Consider the following 25283-nt stretch of genomic DNA (forward strand, 5'->3'; position numbering starts at 1 on the left):
TGAGATCGGGTCAGGCGGCCGGTGCGTCGGCCGATACCTTGACGTAGCGCTTCTGCAGAGTGGCACCGAGTCGTTCCGGCCGGAGGAAGGCGATACAGAGTGCGCCGCCCACCAGGAGGACGATCCCGGTGATGGTGAAGGCCTGGTGCACGCCGTCGGCCATGTTGCCGGCCATCTCCGCACTCGGCTTCTCGCCCTTCGGCGGTGACACGTAGCCGGCGTCGGTCATCAGCCATCCGACCAGGATCGGCGAGATGACCGCGCCGAACGACGCCACGCCGCCGAGAGTCGCCATCAGGATCGGTCGCTGCCGGGCGCCGACCGCGTAACCGATCGCGGTCGCTGTCATCGGAAAGGCCAGGCTGCATCCACCGGCGAGACACAGCAGCGCGACCGCGGTGATCCCCGACGTCGCCTGGATGGCGATGAAACACAGTCCCGCCAGCACCGCGGCACAGCCGAACGGAACCGCGATCGCCAGGTGTGCCGAACTCCCCCGATGCAACATCCGGTGCCCCAGGGCGCCCAGTCCGAGCAGGACCAGCGCCCCGACCACCCACGGCACGGTCGTCATCGCACCGACCTCGCCGAGCGAGAGCCCGACGACGGTGCCCAGGTACTGGGGCAGCCAGGTCGTCAGGAAGCCCTGCACCCAGAAGTTCGACGCCCCGCCGATCACAGCCGACACGAACGCCAGGCTGAGCAGGGCACGCCAGATCACGACCGGCTTCTGCTCATCGACCGCGGCGGTCGCCGTCTCGTCGGTGTCGGTCACGACCTCATCCGGATCGGACACCACCTCGCCCGCGTCGGGTGCCGCGTCGTTCTTCTTGGGCCGGTAGGGTCCATCCGCGCCGATCGCCCACCAGGCGATCACCCACACCAGGCCGATGATCCCGAGGACACCGAACGCCCATCGCCACCCCCACACGGCGATGACCCAGGCCAGCAACGGTGCCGCGAAGACCGGCCCGAGCGTGGAGCCGGCGGCGATCAGGTTCGACGGCAGCGCGCGTCGCGTCGGCGAGAACCAGGTGTGCGCGGAGGTGAGCGACATGGCGGTGGCGGGTCCCTCGGCACCGCCGAGGACGATCCGCGTCACCAACAGGATGGCGGCGCCCCCACCGAGGAGCATCGGGAACTGCAGCACCGCCCAGGTGACACCCATCGCGAACAGGATCCACTTCACCGAGATCTTGGATGCCAGGAATCCGGTGATGACCGAGACGATCGCGTACAGGAAGAAGAAGGCGCTGCCGATGAATCCGAATTCGGTTGCAGTCAGCCCGAGTTCGGGCATGGCGTCGGCCGAGACCAGACCGAGGACCGCTTTGTCGGCGAAGGCGATGATCTGGAACAGCACGAGCATGCCGGTGACGACCCACGCTCGTCTCGACATGCGGCTGAGATCGATTCGTCGATCGGGGGCAGGCGACGACGGCGTCGTCACCTCGGATTCTCTGATGGTCATTGCGTTTCCTTGAGGCTGGCGGGAGAGATGACGCCTGGATTTCGAGGGCTGACATCGAAGTTATGGCCACTCGTGCCTACGGCGATACGAGGGAAATCTTTACTGTCGCCCCGCTGCCCGAGAGGGCAGACTGGTGCCAGCACAAGAAGGAGGAACGGTGAGCTCGGCCTACTGGAAACAGCCCATCAGTGAGCAGGCGACCGCGGTCCACGAAAAGGTGGTGTCGGCGGAGATTCTCGCGCAACAGACTCGTGAGGAGATCCGCCGCACCGACACCGAACTGCACGCGTGGGTCGAGCTGTCCCCGACCGTCGTCGACGACGCGCGCCGACAGGACGCGATGCCGGGTCGTCGCCCCCTGCGAGGTGTGTCGCTCGGGGTCAAGGACCTCATCGACGTCGAGGGGTTGCCGACCCGCGCCGGCTCGAGCATCACATCCTCGGCTCCCGCAGCGTCGGATGCGCGCTGTGTCAGCCGGTTTCGCGATCTGGGCGCAGTGATCCAGGGCAAGACGGTCACGACCGAGTTCGGTTACTTCGCACCCGGCCCGACGCGAAATCCGCACGACCACGAGCACACCCCGGGCGGGTCGTCCAGCGGATCGGCCGCCGCCGTCGGTGCGGGTGTCATCCCGGTGGCGCTGGGAACGCAGACCGCAGGTTCACTGACGCGTCCGGCTGCCTACTGTGGCGCGGCGGGCATGGTCCTCGCACACGGATCGACGCACTTGTCCGGCGTGACCGGACTCAGCGAGTCGCTGGACTCGCTGGGGCTCCTCACGCGGGACATCACCGACCTGCAGTATGTGTACTCCGCGTTCTCGGGTCGCTCGCCGTACGTCCCGGGACGGGCCACCGTCCGGACCGTGGTGGTGTGGGGTGGCAGCGACCTGCACCCGATCGATCCGTCGATGTCCGAGCTGATCAACCGCCTGCCCGGCCTGCTCGAACGAGCCGGCGTCGAGACCCGCACGCTCGAGTACGACGACCATGTGCGCACCCTGGCCGACGACCACGTGACGGTGATGTCCCACGAGGCGGCCGGCACGCTGGACGATGTCGTCCGGGAGCACGCGAGTGCGCTCAGCCCCGCCCTGCGCGATCTCGTCGAGGCCGGACGTGCGGTCGGCGTCGCCGATCACGCCGCCGCCCTCATCCGCCGCGACCGGTCGCGGGATCTGTTGGCCGAGGCGCTCGGTGATCACACGGTGATCGTCGGTCCTGCCGCACCCGGACCGGCACCACGGGGCCTCTCGGCGACCGGATCGCCGGTGCTGAGCCGCCCGTGGCAGCTCCTCGGTTGTCCGGTCGTCGTCGTACCCGGTGCGACCACCGACTCCGGGATGCCCCTCGGGCTCCAGGTGATCGGTCTGCCCGGCCGGGAGTCCGCGCTGTTCGAGATCGCCACCGTGCTCGAGACCGAGCTGCGGTCGCATCCGGTCGTTCCGGCCTGAGTCCGGTTGGAAGAGAGAAGATCTGCATGACGCTCAAACCCCGTCCCGAGACGCATCACCGGATGTTCCTCACGTGTTACGAGGACACCTTCAACTACGGCTGGCACCACGTCGACCTGTTCGTTCACGACGAGCACGGCCGGGAGGTCAACTGGGTGCACTGGACCGTCGAAGCCGATGGGCCGGAGGCCGCCGACGCGTCGGTCCGGCAAGAGGAACCGTGGCTGAACCGGACCTCGGAGTGGCAGCACCGGGTGAGTGCCGTCGGTATGAATTACTGGACGGCCGACGCGGCATGGACGTGACCCCGGCCGACGTGACCGCAGCAGACGTGACCGCGACCGTGTTCGTCGTCGACGATGATCCGGAACTGTGCGAATCAGTCGACTGGTTGCTCGGCAGCATCGGCATCTCACCGCGGATCTGCCACAGCGCCGACGACTTCCTCGCCCAGTACTCCGGCGACACACCCGCGTGCATCGTCCTCGACGTCCGCATGCCGACGATGAGCGGTCCGCGATTGCAGGAGAAGCTCAACGAGTTCGCGCCGCACGTCGCCATCATCTTCGTCTCCGCGCACGGTGACATCCGGATGTCGGTGTCCACCCTGCAGGCCGGCGCGATGGACTTCCTGGAGAAGCCCTACGATCCCCAGCGGCTGCTCGACGCCGTTCAGGCGGGTATGGAGAAGGCCGTCGAACGGTTTCGTACCCACGCGCAGAAGCGGTGGGTGGAATCGAAGGTCGCACTGCTCACCCCGCGTGAGCGGGAGATCCTCGCGCTGGTCGTCGAAGGTCTGCCGAGCCAGAACATCGCCCGCCGTCTCGACATGAGCGTCAAGACGGTGGACGTGCACCGTGCCCGGATCAAGAGCAAGACCGACGCCGACAGCATCAGCACTCTCGTTCGGGACATCCTGCGGTTCGACGTCGAGGTGCCGACCAATCCCTGACGCCCCTGGTCAGTAGTAGTCGAGCACGATCTTCTCGCCGGCAGTACGCGACACGCACACCGCCATCACCTCTCCGGACTCTCGCTCGGCCTTGGTCAGCACATTGTCGCGATGCTCGGGCTCGCCGGCGAGGACCTGCATGATGCAGGTGCCGCAGATGCCCTCCTGACACGAGGTGTCGACGTCGCAACCGTTCTCCTCGAGGACCTCGACGATGCTCCGGTCGGCGGGTACGTGATAGGTCTCCCCGTCGAGTTCGACGTCGAAGGATGTGTTCTCCGACGCATCCGGCTGGTCCGTCGCGTGGAAGTTCTCGAAGTGGACCGCGTCGGCCGGGACGAATTGTTGCGCCAGATCGCGGACCTTGGTCATGAACCCGTCGGGACCACAGACGTAGACATGCGCCTGCTGCGGTGCCGCCTGCAGTGCTGTTGTCAGGATCGAGGCGTGGGCGTCCCGCCCGACGCCGACGTGTGCGTGGAGCTTCTCCGGGCACCGCTCGCGCAGCAGCGGCAGAAAGGCCGCGTCCTCGACCGTCCGGGCGAAGTAGTGCAGTTCGAAGCTGATGCCGTGCACGTCCATGTAGCGCGCCATGCTCAGCATCGGGGTGATGCCGATGCCGGCGGCCACGAGCACGTGATGTGTTGCTGTGGAATCTATCCCGAGCAGGTTCCGCGGCTCGCTGATCTGCAGCCGGTCGCCGACGCGCAGGTCGTGCAGTGCCGCCGACCCACCACGGGACTGGTCCTCGCGCTTGACCGCCACGGCGAACGACTCGCGGCCGTCGGGGCGGCTGCACAGCGAGTACTGCCGGGTGATGGCGGTCGGTCCGACGACGTCGATGTGCGCGCCCGGCGTGTACTCCCCCATCGTCGAGCCGTCGGGCTTCGACAGGTAGAACGTCTTGATGCTCGGGGTCTCCTGGACGATTGCGGAGACGACGACGTCGGTGAGGGCCATGGGAGTGCTCCTGGTGGTGGCGGTGGCTGTCGGAGATGCGGTCAGCGGACGAAGAGCCCGCCGTTGACGTCCCAGCAGGCACCCGTGACGAAGAAGGCGTTCTCGGCGGTCAGCAGGCCGACCATGTCGGCGATGAAATCCGGGCTGCCCAATGAGCCGACGGGGATGCCGGCGATCACGGCGTCGAGCTTGTCCGGCGGTACGGTCGCCTTCACGACAGGTAGGTCGTGGGGTCCAGGCGCGATCGCATTGACCGTAACTCCGCGCGCCGCAAGCTCTTTGGCGAAGATCTTGGTCGCCGTGAGGATCGCGCCCTTCGACGTGGCGTAATGGGCGCCGGTGGCCGTGCCGCCGTTCTGACCGGCGAGCGAGGCCATGTTCACGATGCGGCCGTAACCCTCGTCAGCCATCGCGGCACCGAACACCTGGCAGCCGAAGAAGATGCTGTTGACGTTCGTGTTCAGCACCCGGTTGAAGTCCGGCTCGTCGAGGGTCATGAGGTCGGCAGCCTGGGTGAGGGCGGCGTTGTTGACGACGATCGTCGGTGTGCCCCACATGGACTGCACGTGCGCCAGCGCGTCGACGAAGTTCTGTCGGTGCGCGACGTCGAGAACTGCCGCCTGCGCCGTCGACCCATCGGGCGAGAGTTCCTCGGCGATCCGCTGGGCCGGGTCGAGAGTGATGTCGGTGAGCAGTACGCGATGACCGTCCCGATGCAGGCCGCGGGCGATGACCGAACCCATCCCGCCGGCCGCGCCGGTGACGACCGCGATCCCCTTGGTTGTCGAGCTCATGTCCACTCCCCGCTCACACCAGGTATCCGGAGGCGCTGACCGCGTCCTCGCTGTCGATGAGACGGGCGACCTTCAAACTGATCCGGTCGTCCCCGTCGGGCCCGAGCGCAATGGTGTGGGTGAGCTCGGCGCCGATCGTCGAGAAGGCGTCCCGCTTGAACGCGTTGAGGATCTGTGCCGAGCGCAGGATGACGGTGTCGTCGCTGACGTCGGACACCGTGAACCGCGAGATGACCCGGACCGTACGGGCCGCGGCGACCGCCGACGGTGCGTATCCCTGCATCATCCGTTCGACGCGCAACCGGCGCATCCGCTTGTCGTCGTACACCATGTTCAGCGACGAGTCGAAGTCGTCGGTGTCGGGATCGATCGGGATGACGTAATGCGCGTCGTCGGTGTAGAGGGCTTCCCATGCCGGGTAGTCCTTGGCGTCGAGGAGTTCGGCCTCCTTCCACACGAGCGCGATCGCGCGCAGCACGCGCGGGTCGTTGAAGGTGTGCAGCTCAGTCATCGCTCATCATCCTCTTCCACATGCCGTAGGACTCGCGCATCCCGGTTTCGTCGGTGACATGCGAAGTGGGCCAGCCCTCTTCGGTCGTGAACTCGCGGTTCTCGCCGCGGTTGACCAGGATCGGCATGTTCGGGTTGCCCCCGGCACCGATCTGCACCCGGTCCCATCCCTCCGCATCGTCGGGACTGCCGAATCCGAAGGGGCCCTGGAAATGCTCGTGGATACGCAGGCGCTCTCGGTTGATGCTCTCGGGGCCGCCGTCCATGCCGATGGCCATGTGCCAGACCTCGGTGACGTCCACGCTGATCGGGATGAGCACCCGGAAGAACGACGACGACATCGCGATGTTCGGGAACATGTTGAGGTTGAACCCGCAGCCGTGCATGGACCGCATGTAGCGGCGGATGCGTTCGGGACTCTCACCGGCCTCGGTGAGTTCGTCCACGAGGTGCTGGAATCGCGGCTGGATCTCCTCGTCGCCGTCGTCGACGTCGAGATCGGCGTGAGCTGCCGCCATGATCGCGACGCTGTGCCCGTTGCCGAGTGCGTGCGTCTGCGCGGCCGGGTCGTCCATGAACGACATCATGTTCGCGGTCTCGGCGTCGACGGAGGCCATCCACGACTTGTGCACCATCGGGAAGTGGTAGCCGTCGGTGGTGTTCTCGAGCTGGATCTTCCAGTTTCCCTTGAACCGGAACTTGTGGCTGCCGAGGACCTTGGTCGGAAATCCGTTGGACTGCTTGAGGAATCGGTCCATCCAGATCTTGGCGTCCCCGAGGTGATCCTCGAGCGGCTCGATCTCCTGATTGAACGTTGCGAAGATCATGCCGAGATAGCTCTCGGTGCGCAGCTTCTGCAACGGGAAGTCGTTCTTCTCGACGACACCCTCATACCCATCCGGGTAGGGGATGCCGCGCAGTCGGCCGTCGAGGGTGTACGACCAGTTGTGGTACGGGCAGGTGAACCCGTTGGCCTTGCCGCTGCGCTGGTCGCACACGGTTGCGCCGCGGTGTCGGCACCGGTTGAGCAGGGTGTTGAAGTTGCCCTTGCGATCCCGGGTCACGATGACCGGTTGATCACCGACCTGCGTCGTCTTGAACGAACCCGCCTCCGGGACCTCGCTCTCGTGCGCGACCCACACCCAGGTGCGGTAGAAGATCTTGCGCATCTCCTCGGCGAAGATCTCGGGGTCGGTGTACAGCTGACCGGCGACGCGGTCCTTCTCGGCGAGGTCCGCGAAGCCGCGGGACGGCCGCTCGATGGTGGTCATCGATGTTCCTTCGGTCTGGGTCGGGATGGACGGGGTCGGGTGTCGCCTCAGGAGGTGACGTCGTCGCGGATGGTGAGGGCTCTGCCCATCCGCGCCTCGACCTTGAAGTACTTCCACAGCGCGTACTCGCCGACCATGGTGGTGCGCAACAGGTTGCAGGCGGCCTTGACGGTCGGCTGGTCGCGCACGTCGGCGAGAACGTAGAACGTCCACGGCCAGCCGTCGGACGGTCCGACCATGTGGGCGTCGTCGTCGAAGGTCCCGATGATGTCGACGCCGTCGAGATTCTTCAGATTCGTGAGGAACTCCATCGTCGCCTCCCATACCGGCCCGATGTCGGCCTTGGGCAGGTCGAAGAAGTTCTGGTTGTTCCCCACGCAGAACAGCGTGCGCAACGGTTCGTCGGTCATGGGCGGTGCACTCCTTGCGGGTGGTGATCTCGGCGGTCGTGACAGTCAGGACTGGATGTCACGTTCAGGGAAAGCTGGGGATACCGGCATCGAGGCCGAGCAGCAGTGCGCCCGCCGCCTCGTAGGTGTTCGTCTGCAACATGGCGTGCTGGGCGGGCACCAGGGCGTCCTGCAGGAACCGCTGCAACGGATGGGTCTCGTAGATCGCTCCGGTCCCGGCGAGATCGAAGACCTGCAGCACGACGCTGCGGCCGACGTGCGCGGCATGCGTGGCGCTCAGCCGCAGCACCGCCTGATCGTCGGTCGAGATATGCTCTCCCGCCAGGGCTTTGGCCCACACCCCATCGGTGCTCTCGTAGAAGAACGCGCGAGCCGATCGCAGTTGCGCTTCGGCGATCGCGAGGCCGCTCTTGTATGCCGGCCGGTTGCCCTTGCTGGCACCCCCGGTGATGGAGGTCCGTGCGGCGCCGACCTCGATGGCGTAGTCGAGCGCACCCCGGGCGGCCCCGAGAGTCACCACCGCCAGCACCTGGGCGGCGTAAGCCAGCGCGGGATAGCGGGTCAGCGGTTCGTCGATCTGCGGCGCGCCGCCGCGCACGAAGGTCATCTCCTCCGGCACGAACACGCGATCGGCGCGGACGGCGTGCGAACCCGTCGCCTTCATCCCGGCGACATCCCAGTTGTCGACGATCTCCACCTCGGCCGGATCGACCAGCGCCGTCAGCGGTTTGCCGCCGGTCTCGGGCCCGCCGGCCAGTCCGATGCCGATGAGGTCGGCGCCGCGACAGCCGCTCGCGAACTGCCAGACCCCGCTGCACAGGTAGCCGCCGTCGACCTTCTGGGCCTCCTGCATCGGGAAGAGACCGCCCGCGTAGGCGATGTCGGGGCCGTACGCGTAGATCTTCGCCTGTGTCTCGGCAGGCAGCGCGGCGAAGTACACCAGCGACGAGCCGAAGCTGGACACCCACCCGGTGGCCGGGTCGACCGCGGAGATGCGCTCGACGAGGGACATGAAGTCCGACGGAGCCATCGGCTCGCCACCGAACACCGCGGGCGTCGACGCCCGGTACATGCCGGCCCGCTTCAGCAGCGCGATGTAGTCGCCGGGGACGTATCGCTGCGAGTTGAACTCGTCTCGACGATCCCGGAGCACGTCGAGCGCATGATCGAACGCTGCGTCACGCGCCGCCCCCGCCGGTTCCGCACACACCCGTTCGGTCAGGCTCTCCGCGGTCATCATTGTCTCCGTTCGGAATCGACTCTCGATCTCGAGTCCGACACTATGGACGCGGGGCCCGGCCCGGTATCGGGATTTCCCGCGATGCGGGTAAGCAATTCCTTACTTGCGTGTCGTCACCTGCATGGCATCGTGACGGGGGCGAAGGTCGGCTGGGGTGAATCCTGGCTGGGGTGAATCCTGGCTGGGGTGAATGCCACACACGGACGAAGGTGAGGTGATGGCGATGTTCCCCGCTCGTCGGGACTTCGAGCAGATGATCCTCCACACCGGCACCGGCATCCTCATCCACGAGGCGAGTTCGAAGAACATCCTGTGGGCGAACCCGGCCGCGTGCCGCATCTTCGGGTTCACGCTCGAGGAGCTCAAGCCCCTCAAGGCGCACCACATGAGCGCCCAGGAACGCCAGTACCGCCGGGAGGTCGGTGTGGCCTGGCTCCAGTCAGCGGTGGTCCACGGGTCGAGCCGCAAGCAGTGGAAGTACCGCGCGAAGGACGGCACCGAATTCCTCACCGATGCACGCGCGACTCTCGTGCGGTGCGAGGACGGGCCGGTCGTGATGGTCGAGTTCCGCAACATCTCCGACGAGGTCGAGCTGCAGGAAGAACTCACGTGGGTGTCGGAATCGTTGCAGCGCATCATGACCCACACGTCCGCCGGTATCGTCGTGCTCGACGACGACAACTGCATCGACGACATCTCCCCGCTCGCCGCGAAGCTTTTCGGCCGGACCCCCGCGCAGCTGTCGGGGGTCCACCTCGAGGACCTCGGTCGCTGCGAGCCACGACTCACCAGCGACCTCGTCGTCGAACGACTGGCCGGCGGAGCCGGGTCCGTCGAGATCCAGCAGGAGATCGTCAAGGACGACGACACCACCATCTGGCTGGCAGGCGAACTCGAGATCGTCGCCCATGACGGCATCCGTTCCCGGGTCCTGACCGTCCGAGACGTGACCGATCGCGTCGAATGGGAGCGGCGCAACGCCTATCAGGAGGCCAACCTCCAGTACCTGAGCCGCTATCACGCCATGGGCGACATGGCGATGATCCTGGCCCATGAACTCGGCCAGCCGCTCGCGGCGTCGACCAACTATCTCAGCGGACTCAAGGCCCGCGTCTCCGCCGAGACCGTTGACGCCCGCAGTCTCGCCTACGGGATCGACCAGATCGAGAAACAACTCCACCGCGCGGCCGACATCGTGGCCTCGGTACGGCGCTACGTGCGGCGCATCGAGAGCACGACGACGCTGATGGACCTCAACGAGACCGTCGAGGAGAGTCTGTATTTCGTGCGGCTGCGCGCGGCCGAGCAGGGCGTGCGCGTGTACGCCGAGATCCCCGACCGCGACCTGCCGATCCAGGGCGAGAACGTGCTCATCGGGCAGGTCATCATCAACCTCTGCGTCAACGCACTCGACGAGATCGTCCGCCCGACGACCGAGGTCAAAGAACTGTCGATCCAGACCGGCGAGGCCGACGGACTGGCCACGGTGTGGATCCGGGACCAGGGTCGCGGCATGACCGGCGCACCCACCGATCGGCTCGCGTCCGGCGCATTCTCGGCCAAACAGGACGGCTCGGGCATCGGGCTGATCATCTCCGAACACATCGTGGAGCGGCACGGCGGCACGATCAGGTACCTGCCGAACGAACCGTCCGGCACCGCCGTCCAGGTGACGCTCCCGCTCGCGACCGTGGGGTGAACCCGGTCAGTCGCCGTCGAGAATCGCGTCGACCAGTCTGATCTGGTCGACGCGCGACGTCGTCCGCGGGTCCAGGACCGCCGTCACCTGGAGTCCGAAGATGGTCGTCATCAGTAATTCGACACCCACACCGATGTCGCGGGCCGGTAGTTCACCTGCGGCGACCGCCTCGTTCCACAACTGCGCCATCCGAACCTTCCACTCCGCGACCGCCGCGTTGTTCACCTCCGCCATCACGGTGTCGGTCATCGCTCGCTGCCACAGCGACATGGCGATACGGGCCTCGAGGGTGGCCTCGTCGGTCAGCGGCATCAGCTCCTGACACAGCGCCCGCAGCGCCGCGCTCCCCGTGCGGCGCTGCGTCGCCGCCTCGATCCGGGCGTTGGTCGCCTCGATCACGTATTCATATGCGGTGCGGAGGATCTCGTCCTTCCCCGCGAAGTAGTGACTGAGCGCTCCGTTGGTGTACCCGGCCTCCGTGGCGAGATCCCGCATGCTGATCCCGTCGACTCCCCGCGTGGCGAGCAGCCGCCACGCGGCGGCGACGATGGCCCGTCGGCGCTCATCATGGTCGACCAGTCGTGGCATCACACCTCCCTGGGCTCGATTGCGCCCCGGGTAAAGGTTTTACCGACCCTCGTTCCGCTTCCCGCGCGCACACCCCGGATGTAGCCTCCATCACAGTTCTTGGTTCTACGTTCGTTGAACCATAGCCGACAGGAGAGCTCGCCATGGTCGACACCATCCATCCGACGTCGACGCCCGCCCGATCAGCCCTCAGGGGTTCGATCGGTGTTTCCGGAATCGTCTTCCTGGTCATCGCGGCGGCCGCACCGCTCACAGCGGTGGCGGGTTCGCTGCCGGTGATGATCGCGATCGGCAACGGCGCGGGAGCCCCGATGGCCTACATCGTCGCCGCGGCCGTCCTGCTGGTGTTCAGCGTCGGCTATGCGGCGATGAGCAGTTCGGTGACCGACACCGGCGCCTTCTACGCCTACGTCACCCACGGTCTCGGCCGCAGCGCCGGCGTCGGCTCGGCCGCGCTGGCCCTGCTCGCCTACACGACCATTCAGGCGGCCATCTACGGCCTGGCGGCGTCCACCATGCGCGACGTCGTTCTCCGATTCGGCGGTCCCGACCTGCCGTGGTGGTTGTGGGCATTCGTGCTGATGGCCATGGTGGCCGTTCTCGGTTATCGCAGCATCGACCTCGGCGCCAAGGTGCTCGGCGTCCTCCTCGTGGCCGAGATCGCGCTGATCGTCGCGTTGACGGTCGCGGTGCTGGCACAGGGTGGCGCGCACGGCGTCGACGTCGTGTCCTTCACGCCGTCGGAATTCCTGTCGGGCTCACCCGGCATCGCGCTGATGTTCGCGATCGGTTCGTTCGTCGGCTTCGAGGCGACGGCCATCTATGGCGAGGAGGCCCGCAATCCGAGGCGAACCGTGCCGATCGCGACCTACGTCGCCGTGGGCACCATCGGAATCCTCTACGCCGCGGCGAGCTGGGCGGTGGTGCTCGCCTTCGGCTCGGATCAGGTGCAGGCCGCCGCGCAGGCCGATACGGCGAATCTGACCTTCGTCGCCACCACCACCTTCCTCGGGAGCGTCGCCGCCGACGTGATGATGGTGATGCTGGTGACGAGCCTGTTCGCCGCCCTGCTGGCATTCCACAACGCCATCGCGCGGTACACCTTCGCGCTGTCGCGGACCGGGTACGCACCGCGCCGACTCATGGACGTGCACGGCCGCCACGGCTCGCCCCACGTCGGCTCGGTGGTGCAGACGGTGACCGCCTTCATCCTGGTCGGCGCGTTCGCCGTGGCCGGTGCCGATCCCGTGCTGCAGTTGTTCACCTGGATGGCCGGTGTCGCGATCGTCAGCATCCTGGTGCTGATGGTGCTCACCAGCATCGCGATCATCGTCTGGTTCCGGCGCAGCTCCACCGACAACCGGCTGTGGCACACCAGGATCGCGCCGGCCCTGGGCACCGTCGGACTGCTCGGTATCACCGCACTCGTGGTCGCCAACTTCACCACGCTGATCAGCGGATCGCAGATCCTCGCCACCGTGTTCCTGCTCGTCATCGTCGCCGTCTTCGTGATCGGCGCATCCATCGGCCGCTGGCGTCGGCCGGCGCGCCGAGACACCCCGGCCGCATCCGCCTCGTGACCAGTCCTGCCCCGCACAGAAAGCGAACTCACCATGATCGACATCTCGAACCTGCACACCGGCCTGTACATCGGTGGTACCTGGCACCGTTCAGACGCCACCTTCACGACCCTCAATCCGGCGACGGCACAACCACTTGCCGAGCTCGCATCGGCCGATGCCGCCGACGTCGACACCGCGGTCACCGCCGCGCGGTCGGCTTTCCGCGGCGAGTGGGGCGCCCTCGCCCCGTCCCGTAAAGGTCTGCTGCTCAACCGGCTCGCCGACCTCGTCGAGCGAGACATCGAGCAACTCGCCGCGCTCGAGTCGCTCGACATGGGGCGGCCACTCGGCATGAGTTCGGCACTGATGATCCCGAATCTGATCGCCACCCTTCGCTACTACGCGGGGTGGGCGGACAAGATCAACGGCGAACTCATCGCCAACGACGGATACCTCGGCGGACCGGTCCCCACTCACGCGTACACGCGACGCGAACCGATCGGCGTGATCGGTGCCATCATCCCGTGGAACGCGCCGCTGATGATCCTCGGGTGGAAGCTGGCTCCCGCCCTGGCCGCAGGCAACACCGTGGTCATCAAGCCTGCCGAGGACGCCTCGCTGTCGGTGCTCCGCCTCGCCGAACTCGTGGACGAGGCCGGCTTCCCACCCGGAACGGTCAACGTGGTCACCGGCATCGGCAGCGTGGCCGGCGCCGTCCTGTCCCGCCACCCCGGGGTCAAGAAGATCTCCTTCACCGGCTCCACCGAGACCGGTCGCACGATCCTGCGTGACTCCGCGGACACGTTCCGACGCACCGCACTCGAGTTGGGCGGCAAGGCGCCGCAGATCGTCTTCGCCGACGCCGATCTCGACGCGGCCATCCAGGGGTGCGCGATGGGCATGTTCTTCAACCAGGGCGAGGTCTGCGCGGCGGGAACCCGCGTGCTCGCGCACCGGAAGGTCTACGACGCGATCCTCGACGGGCTCACCGGTGCCGCGCAGGCACAGGTGCTCGGCGACCCGTTCGACCCGTCGACGACGATGGGGCCGCTGGTCAACGCCCGTCAGCGGGACCGCGTACTCGCGCTCCTGGACACCGGCGTCGACGAGGGCGCCGAGGTCGTCAGCGGCGGTGCGGCACCGGACTCCGCCGGGTTCTACGTGACACCCACCGTCCTGGCCGGGCGCAACGACATGACCGTCGCCCGCGAGGAGATCTTCGGACCCGTCGGCCTGGTCATCCCGTTCGACACCGACGACGAGGCGTTGGCACTGGCCAACGACAACCAGTACGGACTGTCGGCGACCGTCTGGACCACCGACCTGTCCCGCGCCCACACCGTCGCCGCGCGCATCGACGCCGGAGCGATCGGGATCAACGGCTGGTCGCCGCTGGCTCCGCAACTCCCGTGGGGTGGTGTCAAGGCGAGCGGGATCGGTCGCGAGCTCGGGTACGAGGGCATCCTCGCCTACACCGAGCCCAAGACCGTCACCGTCGTGCTCTGACACCCCGTAACCTTCCTGCCATCGTCAAGGAGCAGTCATGTCCCCCGATCCCCGACCCGCCGGCCCCGCGTCCGTCTCCCGCGCAACGGATCCCGGCCCATCACCACGTCCGTCGGTCATCGTCATCGGCGCGGGCTTCGCCGGCCTCACCGCGGCCCGCGAGCTCGAGGCCGCCGGCATCGACGTCCGCGTCATCGAGGCACGCGAGCGCATCGGCGGGCGCGCGTGGACCGACGAACGTCTGGGCGGCCATGCCCTGGAGATGGGCGCCACCTGGGTGCACTGGATGCAACCGTTCGTCTGGACCGAGATCACCCGGTACGCGCAGACGATCTACCCCAGCCCCGACATCGAGTCGGCGTACTGGGTGAGCGAGGGCGTCGTGCACTCCGGCACCGAGCACGACCTCGACACCAAGCTGTCACGGCTGCAGGAGACCATCGTCGACGGTTCACGCGAGTTCTTCCCCTACCCGCACGACCCGCTCGCGATCCTCCGCGACCCCGACACGGATCCCGAACTGCGGGAACGCTTCCTGGCCGCCGACAAGGGAAGCGTGCTCGATTGCCTGCACAACGGCGACTTCACCCGCGAGGAGATCGACCTCGCCGACTCGTACTGGTCGGCCGGGTACCAGGGCCCGACGGCCACGGCGTCCCCGCTGATGGCCAAACACTGGGCGTCTCTGAGCGATCACCGCAGCGCTCTGATGGACGAGCAGACCCTGCGATTCAAACTCACCAACGGGATGCGAGGCCTCTACGAGGCGATCGCCGGCGACCTTCGCGGTGAGATCGTGCTCGGCACCCCGGTCCGCTCGGTGACGCACGATCCTGGCGGCGCCCGGGTGACAATGGCGACCGGCGAGGTCGTCGCGGCCGACGCGGTGATCGTCACCGCACCCATCGGCGCACTGCGCACCATCGACTTCAGCCCCGCCCTGTCGGCCGAGCAGACCGCACTCATCGCCGACGGGACCAACTCGGTGGGCTTCAAGATCTGGATCAAGGTCGCCGGTCACCACTCCGTCATCGCCGGAGCGCCCGGACAGCATCCGATTTCGCTGCTGCGCAGCGAGTACTTCCTCGACGATGAGGACGCCACGATCCTGGTGGGGTTCGGGTCCGACCACACGGCCATCGACCTCGACGACGTCGCCTCGGCGCAGAGGGCGGTCGATGTGTGGCGGAACGACCTGACGGTGATCGATTGCGGCGGTCACGACTGGGTGGCCGATCCGTGGTCCGGCCAGACCTGGGCGACGCTCAAGTCGGGTCAGTTCTTCAACGGCTGGAGTCACTTCCACGACTCCACCACGCGTCTGCACTTCGCCGGCGCCGACTTCGCGAAGGGCTGGAACGGCGTGGTCGTCGACGGCGCCATCGAATCCGGTATCACCACGGCTCGCAAGGTGATGGCGCAACTGCGGTGAACGCCCGACGCCGGTGATCTCTGTCCGGGTGGCTGTTAGCCTGCCCCCATGCCGGAGCCGCCGCCGTTCAGTCCCACCGTCACACTGCTCACGATTGGGCGCGTCTGGGAGGCCGAGCTGGCGGCGGCACTCACACCGCTCGGCCTGACCCCGCGCAAGTACGGCCTCCTGGGCCACATCCGGGGCACGCCGGGCATCTCGTTCAGCGAGTTGGCCCGGCGCTCGCGGATCACTGTGCAGAGCGCGCACACGGCGGTCTCGGGATTCGTCGACGCCGGACTCGTCGATGACCGGACGGCACATGCCGGCGCCGCATCGGCACTGGGTATCACCGCGGCCGGCGAGGAGCTTCTGGAGCGGGCGGCCCAGCAGGTCAGCCGCCTCGACGCCGAATTCGCCGAGCGCCTCCCCGGGCTCACCGCGGCACTCGCGGCGCACTTCGCGTCCGTGACCGGTTCCTGACCGCCCACAACCTTCAGTTAGACTGAAGGTTGTGAAGGTTCGCCACTATCTCCGCCGCCCTCCGACCGTGCCCGCAGCCGCGGCGCTTCGCCTGGTCACCGCCGGCGCCGTCGTGGTGGATGTTCGACGCGACTTCGAATGGAACCGCGTCCACATCCCGGGCGCGGTACACATGCCTCTCGAGGTCCTTCCGCAGCGATGCGTCGAACTCCCCGAGGACACCCTGCTCATAGCGTTCTGCACCGGCGGGATCAGATCCGCCGGTGCAGCAAATCTCCTCGTGGAGAACGGCTTCGAGGCCGTCAACATGAGCGGCGGCCTCATCGGCTGGCGAGCGGCCGGTGGCGACCTCACCGAGTGAGATCGCCACCGTCGACGTCTCAGGCGTTCGCGTTGGCGAACGAGTCCAGACTGCTCGTCGCGTCGATGTACTCGGTGACCCACCGTTCGATCACCGCGGAGGTCTTCTCGACCTTGCGGAACTGTCCGACGACCTGGCCGACGGGATTGAAGGCGACGTCGATGCTCTCGTCGGGATGCTTGTGCGTGGCCGCGACCGCCATGCCGGAGACCATGTACTGCAACGGCATTCCCAGCGGATCGGGGTTGTTCGGGTCCTCCCAGGCCTCGGTCCAGTCGTTGCGGAGCATGCGGCACGGCTTGCCGGTGAACGACCGGCTGCGCACGGTGTCGCGACTGGAGGCCTCGATGTAGGTCTGCTGCTGGACCGGGGTGTTCTCCGCCTCCTCGACCATCAGCCACTGCGAACCACTCCACGCGCCCTGCGCGCCGAGCGCGAGGGCCGCCGCGATCTGCTCACCGCTACCGATGCCACCGGCGGCCAGAACCGGCACCGGCGCAACTTCTTTGACAACCTGCGGCCACAGCACGATGGAACCCACCTCGCCGCAGTGCCCGCCGCCCTCGCCGCCCTGGGCGATGATGATGTCGACGCCCGCGTCGGCGTGCTTGCGCGCCTGCTTCGGCGATCCGCACAGGGCGGCCACCTTGCGGCCTGCGGACTGGATCTTCTCGATCATGTCGGCGGGCGGCGTGCCGAGGGCGTTCGCGATCAGGGTGACCTTGGGATGCTGGAGTGCGATCTCGACCTGCGGGGTGGCGGTGGCCTCGGTCCAGCCCAGGAGCTGCAGCGAGTTGTCGCTGTCCTCGTTGAGCGGCACACCGTGGTCGCGCAGGAGCTTGCGGCCGAAGTCGAGGGTCTCCGCCGGAACCATCGACTGCAGCATCTTGGCCAGTTCTTCGCCCGACATGTTCGAGTCCATGCCCTCGTACTTGTTCGGGATGACGATGTCGACGCCGTAAGGACGGTCGCCGATGTGCTCGTCGATCCAGTTGAGCTCGATCTCGAGCTCCTCCGGGGAGAACCCGACCGCGCCGAGCACGCCGAACCCGCCCGCCTTGCTCACCGCGACCACCACGTCGCGGCAGTGGGTGAACGCGAAGATCGGGAACTCGATACCGAGCTCGTCACAGATCGGGGTGTGCATACAGGACTCCTCGCCCAGTCAGACGGTCAGAATTAGAACGTGTTCTACTCTGGATACCAGGCGAGGGGTTCACGGACAAGCGATCGAGGGAACTCCGGTCATCGACCGTAGGGCTGTCGCGCCGTCTCCGGGTCACCGTAGGTGATCGCACGCTCCCGCCGGCTGTCGGTGAGGAGTGTTGCGCCCCAGGTCATCACGGTGCCCATCCGGTTTCGCACACCCGCCAGGAAGGCGATGTGGATGACGCCCCACGCGACCCAGCCGAGGAATCCCGACAGCTGGAGCGGCCCCGACTGCACGATCGCGTGCCGGCGCGCGATGTAGGCTGCCGTGCCGAGATCACGGTACTTGAATGGCGACCTATCGGTCTGCCCGGCAACGGTTTCGGCGATCACCGCCCCGGCATGGCGGCCGCCCTGCATGGCCACCTCGGCGACCCCCGCGAGGTCGCGGTAGGAGCTCATGTCGCCGCACACGAAGACGTCGGGGTGGCCCGGGACCGAGAGGTCGGGCCCCACCGGTATCCGGCCACCGCGGTCCTGTTCGGCACCCAGCGCGCGGGCGAGCGTGGTGGCGAACGGGACGGCCTCGACACCGGTCGTCCACAGGGTCGTCCGCGCGGGATACGTCTGCTTGTCGCCGTCGGCCTTGCGGGTCGTCTCGACGAAGTTCTCCCCCACTCCCGTCACATGCACGCCGAGGTGGGTCTCGACCCCGAGTTCGTCGAGCGTGCGTTGGGCACTGGCCGAGAGCTTCGGGGAGAACGACGGCAACACCCGATCTCCGCCGTGGAGCAGCAGCACCCGCGCCTGGGCCGGATCGATCGCATCGAACTCGCGCTCGAGCGCGAGCGTCGCGACCTCCCGGATCTGCCCCGCGAGCTCGACACCGGTGGGCCCGCCACCGGCCACCGCGAAGGTGAGCCAGGAGCGTTGCTCCTCCGGGTCGGTGATCGTCTCGGCCATCTCGAACGCGGCCATGATCTTGCGCCGGATCGACAGCGCGTCGTCGAGCGTCTTCATCCCCGGGGCGTGTGCGGCGAACGCCTCGTTGCCGCGGTAGGCGGTGCGCATCCCGGCCGCGACGACGAGGTGGTCGTACGAGAGATGAAACGACGACCCGTCGATGCGGTCGACGGTCAGCTCACGGGCGTCGACGTCGATGTCCGACGCCTCGCCGAGCACCACGTCGAGGTTCTTGTGCCGGCGGGTCAGGTGACGAATCGGGCTGGAGATCGCGCCCTCCGACAGCAGACCCGTGGCGCATTGATACAGCAGCGGCTGGAACAGGTGACTGGTCCCGCGGTCGACGACGGTGACATCGACCGGCTCGTTCTTGAGCCGGCGGACGCAGTGCATGCCCGCGAATCCGGCGCCGATGACGACAACTCTGGGTCTCGAGGTGGCCATTGGGCCGATTGTTCCAGACATTCCCGCGCATGCGGTGGGTGTTTACCACCCGGTGCGTCGGGTACGCCCCGCGATGTGGAAGCCAGGATCTCGCTCTCCGTGAACGGTGCCGACCATGACGTCGTCGTGGACACGCGCACAACCCTGCTCGACGGTCTCCGTGACCGGCTCGGCATCTTCTCCCCCAAGAAGGGATGCGATCACGGACAGTGCGGTTCGTGCACCGTGCTGGTCGACGGTCGGCGGATCGTGAGTTGCCTGTCGTTCGCGGTGTCCTATGAGGGCAGCGAGATCGTGACGGCCGAAGGCCTCGGCGACGGCGACGACCTGCACGAGATGCAGCAGGCGTTCATCGACGAAGACGCCTTCCAATGCGGATACTGCACCCCCGGCCAGCTGTGTTCGGCGGTCGGGATGCTCGACGAGGCGAAGCAGGGCCACCCGAGTCACGTCACCGAGGACCTGGACCCGACCTCGGGCGGCGACGACAGCCGTTTGGCCGACGACGAGATCCGAGAACGGATGAGCGGCAACCTCTGCCGCTGCGCCGCCTACCCCAACATCCTCGCCGCGATCCGACAGGTGGCCGATCAATGATCCCGTTCACCTACGACCGCGCGACCGACGTGGCCGGTGCCGTCGAGTTCCTGCGCGCCCACGACGGCGCCAAGCTGATCGCCGGAGGCACCAACCTCGTCGATCACATGAAGCTCGGGGTCGCCGATCCGACCGCCCTGCTGGACGTCTCGCGACTCCCGCTCGACGGGATCACCGAGAAGCCGGACGGTTCGTTACGTCTGGGCGGCACCGCACGCAATGCCGACACCGCCGCCCATCCCCTGGTCCGGCGTCGTTACCCCGTGCTGGCGCGCGCTCTGCTGTCGGGCGCCTCACCACAACTGCGCAACCTCGCGACCAACGCGGGGAATCTGCTGCAGCGCACGCGCTGCGTGTACTTCCAGGACGTGACCACCCCCTGCAACAAACGGACGCCGGGCTCGGGATGCTCGGCCATCGGCGGCTACACGCGGTACCACGCCATCCTGGGCGCGTCGGACGCGTGCGTGGCGACCCACCCCTCCGACATGGCGGTCGCCCTCACCGCACTCGACGCACGCGTCGTCGTGCAGGGTCCCGATGGTGAGCGCGAGGTGGACATCCGCGACCTGTACCGGCTCCCGGGCGAACACCCCGAGCGGGACACCGTACTCGAGCCGCACGACGTCATCGTGGCCATCGACGTGCCGCCTCCCCTGCCCGACTCGGCGTCGACCTACCGCAAGGTCCGCGACCGTGCCTCGTACGCTTTCGCACTCATCTCCGTCGGGGCCGAGGTGAGCATGGACGGGGACGTGATCGGCGAGTCACGCATCGCATTCGGCGGTGTCGCACACACACCGTGGCGGGCCGAACGCGCGGAATCCGTGGTGCGCGGACAGCGTCCGTCACCGCAATTGTTCGCTGCGGCAGCCGAAGCCGAACTCGGCGACGCACGCCCGCTGGCGGGCAACGAGTTCAAGGTGGCCCTCGCTCGACGTACCCTGATCGCCACACTGCGGGAGCTGAGCACGCGATGACCGCCATCGGCACCTCCCATGCACGGATCGACGGCGTCGAGAAGGTCCGCGGCACAGCACCGTACGCCTACGAGCACCTGATCGACGGGGTGTATCTCTGGCCGATCACCGCCACCGTCGCGCGCGGACGCGTGACGGCGATCGACGCTGCCGCCGCGCACGGCACCGATGGCGTGCACCTGGTGCTGACGTACGAGAACGCCCCGCGGCTGGCCGACACCTCCGACGGCGACCTGACGATCCTGCAGTCGCCGGAGATCGCCTACCGCGGGCAGCTGATCGGCGCCGTCGTCGCGAACAGTCCCGAGACGGCCCGGGAGGCCGCGGCAGCGGTGACCGTGACGTACGACGAGGCCGACCACGACACCGAGTTCCGCATCGACCACCCGGCGAGCTACCGCCCCGAGCAGGTCAACGGCGGGTTCGAGCCGACCTCGCTGGACGGCGACCCCGATCGGATCTTCGACCAGGCGGCCGGGGACTCCGGCCGCACGGACACCGTCACGATCGACGAGTGGTACTCGACACCGGAAGAACACAACAATCCGATGGAGCCCCACACGGTGGTGGCGACGTGGCACCCGGACGAGAAGACCCTGACGCTGTACGATTCGACCCAGTCGACGCAGGGCGTCGTGTCCTCGCTGGCGCCGGTGCTGGGACTCGAACCCGAGCAGATGAGGGTCGTCGCACCGCACGTCGGCGGCGGATTCGGTTCCAAGGGGTCACCACATTCCCACGACGTGCTGGCGGCCATGGCGGCGATGATGCTGCCCGGGCGCCCGGTGAAATTCGCCGTGACCCGGCAACACATGTTCGCCTACGTCGGCCACCGCGCGCCCACGCGCTCGCGGCTCCGGCTGGCCGCTGACCGCGACGGCCAGCTCACCGCCCTGGTGCACGAGGCGCACACGCACAGCGCTCATGCCAAGGAGTTCGCCGAGCAGGCCGCGGTCACCTCTCGCTCGATGTATGCCGTCGCGAACCGCCGGACCGATCATCACGTCGTCCCCTTGGACGTCGCAGTCCCCTTCTGGATGCGGGCGCCGGGTGAGGCACCCGGGATGTTCGCCGGCGAGGTGGCGATGGACGAGCTCGCGCACGCGGTGAACATCGACCCGATCGAGCTTCGGGTGCGTAACGAACCGGCCGAGGACCCCGAGACGGGCAATCCCTGGTCGTCGAGGCGGCTGCTCGAGTGTCTCCGCGAGGGCGCGGACAGGTTCGGGTGGGACCATCGTCCCGCCGAGCCCGGCTCCCGCCGCTCCGGGCGGCACCTGGTCGGCCTGGGCGTCGCCTCGTCCACCTACCCCCACATGGTGCAGCCGGGCAACGAGGCCGCCATCGCACACCGCGGCGGCCGCTACTCGGTCCGGATCGCGGCCACCGACATCGGCACCGGGGCGTGGACGACCCTGCTGATCATCGCCGCCGACGCGCTCGGGATACCGACCGACGTGGTCGACATCGAGATCGGTGACAGCGCCCTCCCGAGCGCGACCGTCGCCGGCGGATCGTCGGGCACGTCGTCGTGGGGGTCGGCCATCGTCACCGCCGCGCATCAGTTCCGCGCGCGATTCGGCGACGACCCGCCCGAGGGCGCCGAGCTCAGTGCCGAGGCCGCGGACAACCCCGACCTCGAGAAGTTCACCGCGGCCTCGTTCGGAGCGCATTTCGTGGAGGTCCGCGTCGACGTGGACACCGGTGAGATCCGGATCCCGCGCATGCTCGGGGTGTTCTCCATCGGGCGTGTCATCAACCCGCGCACGGTTCGCTCGCAGCTCATCGGCGGCATGACGTTCGGCATCTCGATGGCGTTGCACGAGGAGAGCGTTCGCGATCACCGCTTCGGTCACGTGGTCACCCAGGACCTCGCCGACTACCACATCCCCGTGCACGCCGACATCGCCGACGTCGACGCGATCTGGCTCGACGACCGTGACGACCGCGCCACCCCGATGGGTTCACGGGGGGCGGGCGAGATCGGCATCGTGGGCAGCGCCGCGGCGGTGGTCAATGCGATCCACAACGCCACCGGAGTTCGGGTCCGCGACCTCCCGGTACATCTCGACGATCTGCTCGACGGGTTGCCCGACCAGTAGTCGGTGCGGGTTCAGCCGGCGCCCGGGTAGGTCGACCATCCGGGCGTCGGGGCCATGATCGGCCACGGGTCGCCGCTCGTCATCGGCAGCCAGTGCGGCATCCCCTCCGGACTCATCGCCGCACACGCCTTCTGATCCGCTGTCGGGGTCGGATACAGCGCGGCGAAGTCGTAGCGGGACGTGAACCACCCGCCGAACACATCGGCCCCTGGGGTTCGCTCGCCGCCGCGTGGGGCTGCTGCGGGATCGTCCCCGACCCGTCGGATGTCGATCTCGACCGGTCGCGGGGTGTCGAAACCGACGGTCCACTCGCCGCCGTGCTGCACGGACCGATACCCGTGACGGCACAGTACGATTCGAGCCCAGCCGTTGTCGTCGACGCGGCGAAGCGCGCGATAGAAGGCGGTGCCGACCTCGCGCCCCGACGTCGAGAGGGCTGCGGGATACGCCGTCACCATCTCGTCGATGTTCGACGGTGCGGCCTCGGCGAATCCCGGATACCCCCACCGCGCCGACCGTCCGGCGTTGGCGAGTTCGAAGGACTCGGTGAAGGCGCGTACGAAGGTGCCCTCCGCGGTCTGCGGATCGAGGACGCCGGTCGCGGTCCAATGGAAGGTGGTGTCGAAACCGGGCGGCAGATGCGAGTCGTCGACGGACCGGGGCGCAGGCGCCGACTCGGTGGCGTCGGGACCGGTCGCGCACGCGGCGAGCCCGGCTGCCACGACGAGCGCGGCGAGAATCGCGGTGAGGCGTCGACGACGATCGTGCGCCACGGTGATCACCCGCTTCGCGAAGAGTGCGGTCCGTTACCCGGCTCTGTCTGCACCCTAGACATGGACGGTTGTCCCACGTGGGATCACCGTGCACCGGAACGGCGACGAGAAGGTCTCGAAACGGGCACGCTCGTCCGGTGGTCAGAGTCGCTCGTCGATGTCCTCGCCACCCGCCAGGTCGCCGCACTCGACGGGGGTCACCTCCCGGGACCGGAGATACACCTGGGCCCCCACGTCACCGCCGACCACGCGCAGCGCAGGTCCGAAGTGCTCGGCACCGATGTACACCGGATGCCCCGGACGACCGTCGAAGACCGCTCGCGCCAGCACAGCCCGATCACCCGCCACCGCGTCGAGGAGGCGTTCGGTGATCTCCGGTCCGCTGTCCGGGGTGTCGACCACATGCACCACCAGCCCCGCGGCGTCCGGTCGTGTCATCGCCCAGCGCAGGGACGCCGACACCGTGGCGCCGACACCGTCGGCCCAGTTCTCGACGATCAGCGCACCGGCGCCTTCGGGTGGGTCCACGACGACGGCCCCCATGGCAACCGCGACCTCGGCACAACCGCCGTCGCGCAGCGCCGCGATCGCGCGTTGGAGCCACGCGCCGTCGTCGGCAAGGATCTTCGGCATCCCGTATCGGGTCCCGGCGCCGGCGGCGAGCACCACACCGAGCACCCGACCCGCCGATCGCTGCGCGCGCCGTGGCGCCGTGGCGTCGCTCATCGCTCCATCTTCCACGCGACGTCGCGGCCGCCGCCTCCTAGGCTGGTCGGCATGCTCCTCAACGAGATGGACGACGACGAGGCGCGGTCCGCGCTGCGCGCCTGCTGCGCCTCGACGGCCTGGGTCGAGCGCATGCTGCGCGCAAGACCCTACGGCGATGTCCCCGCAGTGCTCGACGCCGCCGACCGCGTGCTGGCCGAGATCACGGAGGACGACCTCGACGAGGCGCTCGCCGGGCATCCCCGGATCGGCGACCGGCCGGACAACGCGTCGTCGGCGCGTGAGCAGTCCGGGGTGGCGGGCGCAGCGGCATCGGTGCTCGCCCGGCTGAAGGACGGCAATGCCGACTACGAGAGACGGTTCGGGCACGTGTACCTGGTCTTCGCGAACGGCCGACCCGCCGACGAGCTGCTCGCCGTCCTCGAGCAGAGGATGACCAACGACGCCGCGACCGAACGGCGCGTCCTGCGTGCGGAACTGGCGAAGATCAATCGCGCGCGGCTGCTCCGTATGCTGTCGACCGAGCTCACCGCCGACGAAGGGGTTTCACGATGACCGGTCTGTCCACGCACGTTCTCGACGCCGTGTCCGGCGCGCCCGCCGTCGGCATCGAGGTGTCGCTCCAGGACGCGTCGGGAACGCAATTGTCCGCCGGCACGACGGATTCGGACGGACGCATCACCGCGGTGAACACCGAGGCCCTCGTCCCGGGGATCTACCACCTCGTCTTCGACACCGGGAACTGGTTCGCCGACAACGACATCAAGGGCTTCTTCCCCGAGATCGACATCTGCTTCGAGATCGACGACGCCGGACGCCACCACCACGTTCCGATCCTGTTGAGCCCCTTCGCATACTCGACATACCGGGGTAGCTGA

At 67.9% G+C, this 25283-nt stretch carries 26 protein-coding genes; 14 read left to right on the forward strand and 12 right to left on the reverse strand.

Annotated elements, in window-relative coordinates; all coding sequences use genetic code 11:
• Nucleotides 1-10: 10 nt before the first annotated feature.
• Nucleotides 11-1471, reverse strand: a complete 1461-nt coding sequence (locus tag ACFW3F_RS10140; RefSeq protein ID WP_388056845.1) for an MFS transporter — start codon at nt 1469-1471, stop codon at nt 11-13.
• A 157-nt stretch (nt 1472-1628) separates the two neighbouring features.
• Here ACFW3F_RS10140 and ACFW3F_RS10145 point away from each other — a divergent pair, with 157 nt between their 5' ends.
• The 3 genes from ACFW3F_RS10145 to ACFW3F_RS10155 are packed head-to-tail and all read left to right on the forward strand — an operon-like array spanning nt 1629 to nt 3876.
• On the forward strand, nt 1629-2924 hold the full coding sequence (locus tag ACFW3F_RS10145) for an amidase (protein WP_388056846.1): 1296 nt from the start codon (nt 1629-1631) through the stop codon (nt 2922-2924).
• Between the two features lie 26 nt (nt 2925-2950).
• On the forward strand, nt 2951-3229 hold the full coding sequence (locus ACFW3F_RS10150; RefSeq protein WP_388056847.1) for a hypothetical protein: 279 nt from the start codon (nt 2951-2953) through the stop codon (nt 3227-3229).
• Nucleotides 3220-3876, forward strand: coding sequence for a response regulator transcription factor (locus ACFW3F_RS10155; RefSeq protein ID WP_388056849.1), 657 nt, complete (start codon nt 3220-3222; stop codon nt 3874-3876). The genes ACFW3F_RS10150 and ACFW3F_RS10155 overlap by 10 nt, the downstream gene beginning before the upstream one ends.
• 9 nt (nt 3877-3885) lie before the next feature.
• Here ACFW3F_RS10155 and ACFW3F_RS10160 read toward each other — a convergent pair whose 3' ends face one another.
• From ACFW3F_RS10160 to ACFW3F_RS10185, 6 genes are all read right to left on the reverse strand, one after another.
• The gene (locus ACFW3F_RS10160) at nt 3886-4836 is read right to left on the reverse strand and encodes a PDR/VanB family oxidoreductase (RefSeq protein WP_388056851.1); all 951 of its coding nucleotides are present in this window, start codon (nt 4834-4836) and stop codon (nt 3886-3888) included.
• Between the two features lie 41 nt (nt 4837-4877).
• Nucleotides 4878-5630 carry an SDR family NAD(P)-dependent oxidoreductase gene (locus ACFW3F_RS10165; protein ID WP_388056853.1) on the reverse strand — a complete coding sequence of 251 codons (753 nt, stop codon included), beginning with the start codon at nt 5628-5630 and terminating at the stop codon, nt 4878-4880.
• Between the two features lie 13 nt (nt 5631-5643).
• Nucleotides 5644-6141 carry an aromatic-ring-hydroxylating dioxygenase subunit beta gene (locus ACFW3F_RS10170; RefSeq protein ID WP_388056855.1) on the reverse strand — a complete coding sequence of 166 codons (498 nt, stop codon included), beginning with the start codon at nt 6139-6141 and terminating at the stop codon, nt 5644-5646.
• Nucleotides 6134-7411 carry a Rieske 2Fe-2S domain-containing protein gene (locus tag ACFW3F_RS10175; RefSeq protein WP_388056857.1) on the reverse strand — a complete coding sequence of 426 codons (1278 nt, stop codon included), beginning with the start codon at nt 7409-7411 and terminating at the stop codon, nt 6134-6136. The genes ACFW3F_RS10170 and ACFW3F_RS10175 overlap by 8 nt, the downstream gene beginning before the upstream one ends.
• Nucleotides 7412-7458: 47 nt before the next feature.
• Nucleotides 7459-7821: a hypothetical protein gene (locus ACFW3F_RS10180; protein WP_388056859.1), complete on the reverse strand. Its 363-nt coding sequence runs from the start codon at nt 7819-7821 to the stop codon at nt 7459-7461.
• A 64-nt stretch (nt 7822-7885) separates the two neighbouring features.
• Nucleotides 7886-9061, reverse strand: coding sequence for a flavin-dependent monooxygenase (locus ACFW3F_RS10185; RefSeq protein ID WP_388056861.1), 1176 nt, complete (start codon nt 9059-9061; stop codon nt 7886-7888).
• 223 nt (nt 9062-9284) lie between these two features.
• Between ACFW3F_RS10185 and ACFW3F_RS10190 the strand changes: the two genes are divergently transcribed.
• Entirely contained in the window at nt 9285-10760 is a 1476-nt protein-coding gene (locus ACFW3F_RS10190; protein WP_388057023.1) for a PAS domain S-box protein, read from the forward strand.
• 6 nt (nt 10761-10766) lie between these two features.
• Here the strand turns inward: ACFW3F_RS10190 and ACFW3F_RS10195 are convergent, their stop codons facing one another.
• A complete protein-coding gene (locus ACFW3F_RS10195) occupies nt 10767-11348 on the reverse strand; it encodes a TetR/AcrR family transcriptional regulator (protein WP_388056863.1) in 582 nt (193 codons plus the stop codon).
• Nucleotides 11349-11491: 143 nt separating this feature from the next.
• Here ACFW3F_RS10195 and ACFW3F_RS10200 point away from each other — a divergent pair, with 143 nt between their 5' ends.
• The 5 genes from ACFW3F_RS10200 to ACFW3F_RS10220 are packed head-to-tail and all read left to right on the forward strand — an operon-like array spanning nt 11492 to nt 16671.
• Nucleotides 11492-12928 carry an APC family permease gene (locus tag ACFW3F_RS10200; protein ID WP_388056865.1) on the forward strand — a complete coding sequence of 479 codons (1437 nt, stop codon included), beginning with the start codon at nt 11492-11494 and terminating at the stop codon, nt 12926-12928.
• A gap of 33 nt (nt 12929-12961) precedes the next feature.
• Nucleotides 12962-14416 carry an aldehyde dehydrogenase family protein gene (locus ACFW3F_RS10205; RefSeq protein ID WP_388056867.1) on the forward strand — a complete coding sequence of 485 codons (1455 nt, stop codon included), beginning with the start codon at nt 12962-12964 and terminating at the stop codon, nt 14414-14416.
• Nucleotides 14417-14453: 37 nt separating this feature from the next.
• Entirely contained in the window at nt 14454-15848 is a 1395-nt protein-coding gene (locus ACFW3F_RS10210; RefSeq protein WP_388056869.1) for a flavin monoamine oxidase family protein, read from the forward strand.
• A 48-nt stretch (nt 15849-15896) separates the two neighbouring features.
• A complete protein-coding gene (locus ACFW3F_RS10215) occupies nt 15897-16310 on the forward strand; it encodes a MarR family winged helix-turn-helix transcriptional regulator (RefSeq protein ID WP_388056871.1) in 414 nt (137 codons plus the stop codon).
• A gap of 31 nt (nt 16311-16341) precedes the next feature.
• Entirely contained in the window at nt 16342-16671 is a 330-nt protein-coding gene (locus ACFW3F_RS10220) for a rhodanese-like domain-containing protein (protein ID WP_388056873.1), read from the forward strand.
• 19 nt (nt 16672-16690) lie between these two features.
• On the opposite strand, the gene ACFW3F_RS10225 is transcribed toward ACFW3F_RS10220, so the two are convergent.
• Both ACFW3F_RS10225 and ACFW3F_RS10230 read right to left on the reverse strand, forming a co-directional pair.
• Nucleotides 16691-17818, reverse strand: coding sequence for a nitronate monooxygenase (locus tag ACFW3F_RS10225; protein WP_388056875.1), 1128 nt, complete (start codon nt 17816-17818; stop codon nt 16691-16693).
• A 98-nt stretch (nt 17819-17916) separates the two neighbouring features.
• Nucleotides 17917-19227: an NAD(P)/FAD-dependent oxidoreductase gene (locus tag ACFW3F_RS10230; protein ID WP_388056877.1), complete on the reverse strand. Its 1311-nt coding sequence runs from the start codon at nt 19225-19227 to the stop codon at nt 17917-17919.
• Nucleotides 19228-19302: 75 nt separating this feature from the next.
• On the opposite strand from ACFW3F_RS10230, the gene ACFW3F_RS10235 reads away from it, so the two are divergent.
• The 3 genes from ACFW3F_RS10235 to ACFW3F_RS10245 are packed head-to-tail and all read left to right on the forward strand — an operon-like array spanning nt 19303 to nt 22906.
• On the forward strand, nt 19303-19824 hold the full coding sequence (locus ACFW3F_RS10235; protein WP_388056879.1) for a 2Fe-2S iron-sulfur cluster-binding protein: 522 nt from the start codon (nt 19303-19305) through the stop codon (nt 19822-19824).
• Nucleotides 19821-20804, forward strand: coding sequence for an FAD binding domain-containing protein (locus tag ACFW3F_RS10240; RefSeq protein ID WP_388056880.1), 984 nt, complete (start codon nt 19821-19823; stop codon nt 20802-20804). Before ACFW3F_RS10235 ends, ACFW3F_RS10240 begins: the two co-directional genes overlap by 4 nt.
• Nucleotides 20801-22906, forward strand: coding sequence for a xanthine dehydrogenase family protein molybdopterin-binding subunit (locus tag ACFW3F_RS10245; RefSeq protein ID WP_388056882.1), 2106 nt, complete (start codon nt 20801-20803; stop codon nt 22904-22906). The genes ACFW3F_RS10240 and ACFW3F_RS10245 overlap by 4 nt, the downstream gene beginning before the upstream one ends.
• A gap of 11 nt (nt 22907-22917) precedes the next feature.
• Here the strand turns inward: ACFW3F_RS10245 and ACFW3F_RS10250 are convergent, their stop codons facing one another.
• Complete coding sequence (locus ACFW3F_RS10250; protein ID WP_388056884.1) at nt 22918-23688, reverse strand: hypothetical protein; 771 nt, start codon at nt 23686-23688, stop codon at nt 22918-22920.
• Nucleotides 23689-23820: 132 nt separating this feature from the next.
• Complete coding sequence (locus tag ACFW3F_RS10255; protein WP_388056886.1) at nt 23821-24405, reverse strand: NTP transferase domain-containing protein; 585 nt, start codon at nt 24403-24405, stop codon at nt 23821-23823.
• 51 nt (nt 24406-24456) lie between these two features.
• Between ACFW3F_RS10255 and uraD the strand changes: the two genes are divergently transcribed.
• On the forward strand, nt 24457-24960 hold the full coding sequence (uraD, locus tag ACFW3F_RS10260) for a 2-oxo-4-hydroxy-4-carboxy-5-ureidoimidazoline decarboxylase (RefSeq protein WP_388056888.1): 504 nt from the start codon (nt 24457-24459) through the stop codon (nt 24958-24960).
• Nucleotides 24957-25283: a hydroxyisourate hydrolase gene (gene uraH, locus ACFW3F_RS10265; RefSeq protein WP_388056890.1), complete on the forward strand. Its 327-nt coding sequence runs from the start codon at nt 24957-24959 to the stop codon at nt 25281-25283. Before uraD ends, uraH begins: the two co-directional genes overlap by 4 nt.

This window comes from Gordonia sp. NPDC058843 (assembly GCF_042743165.1).
Taxonomy (GTDB): Bacteria; Actinomycetota; Actinomycetes; order Mycobacteriales; family Mycobacteriaceae; genus Gordonia.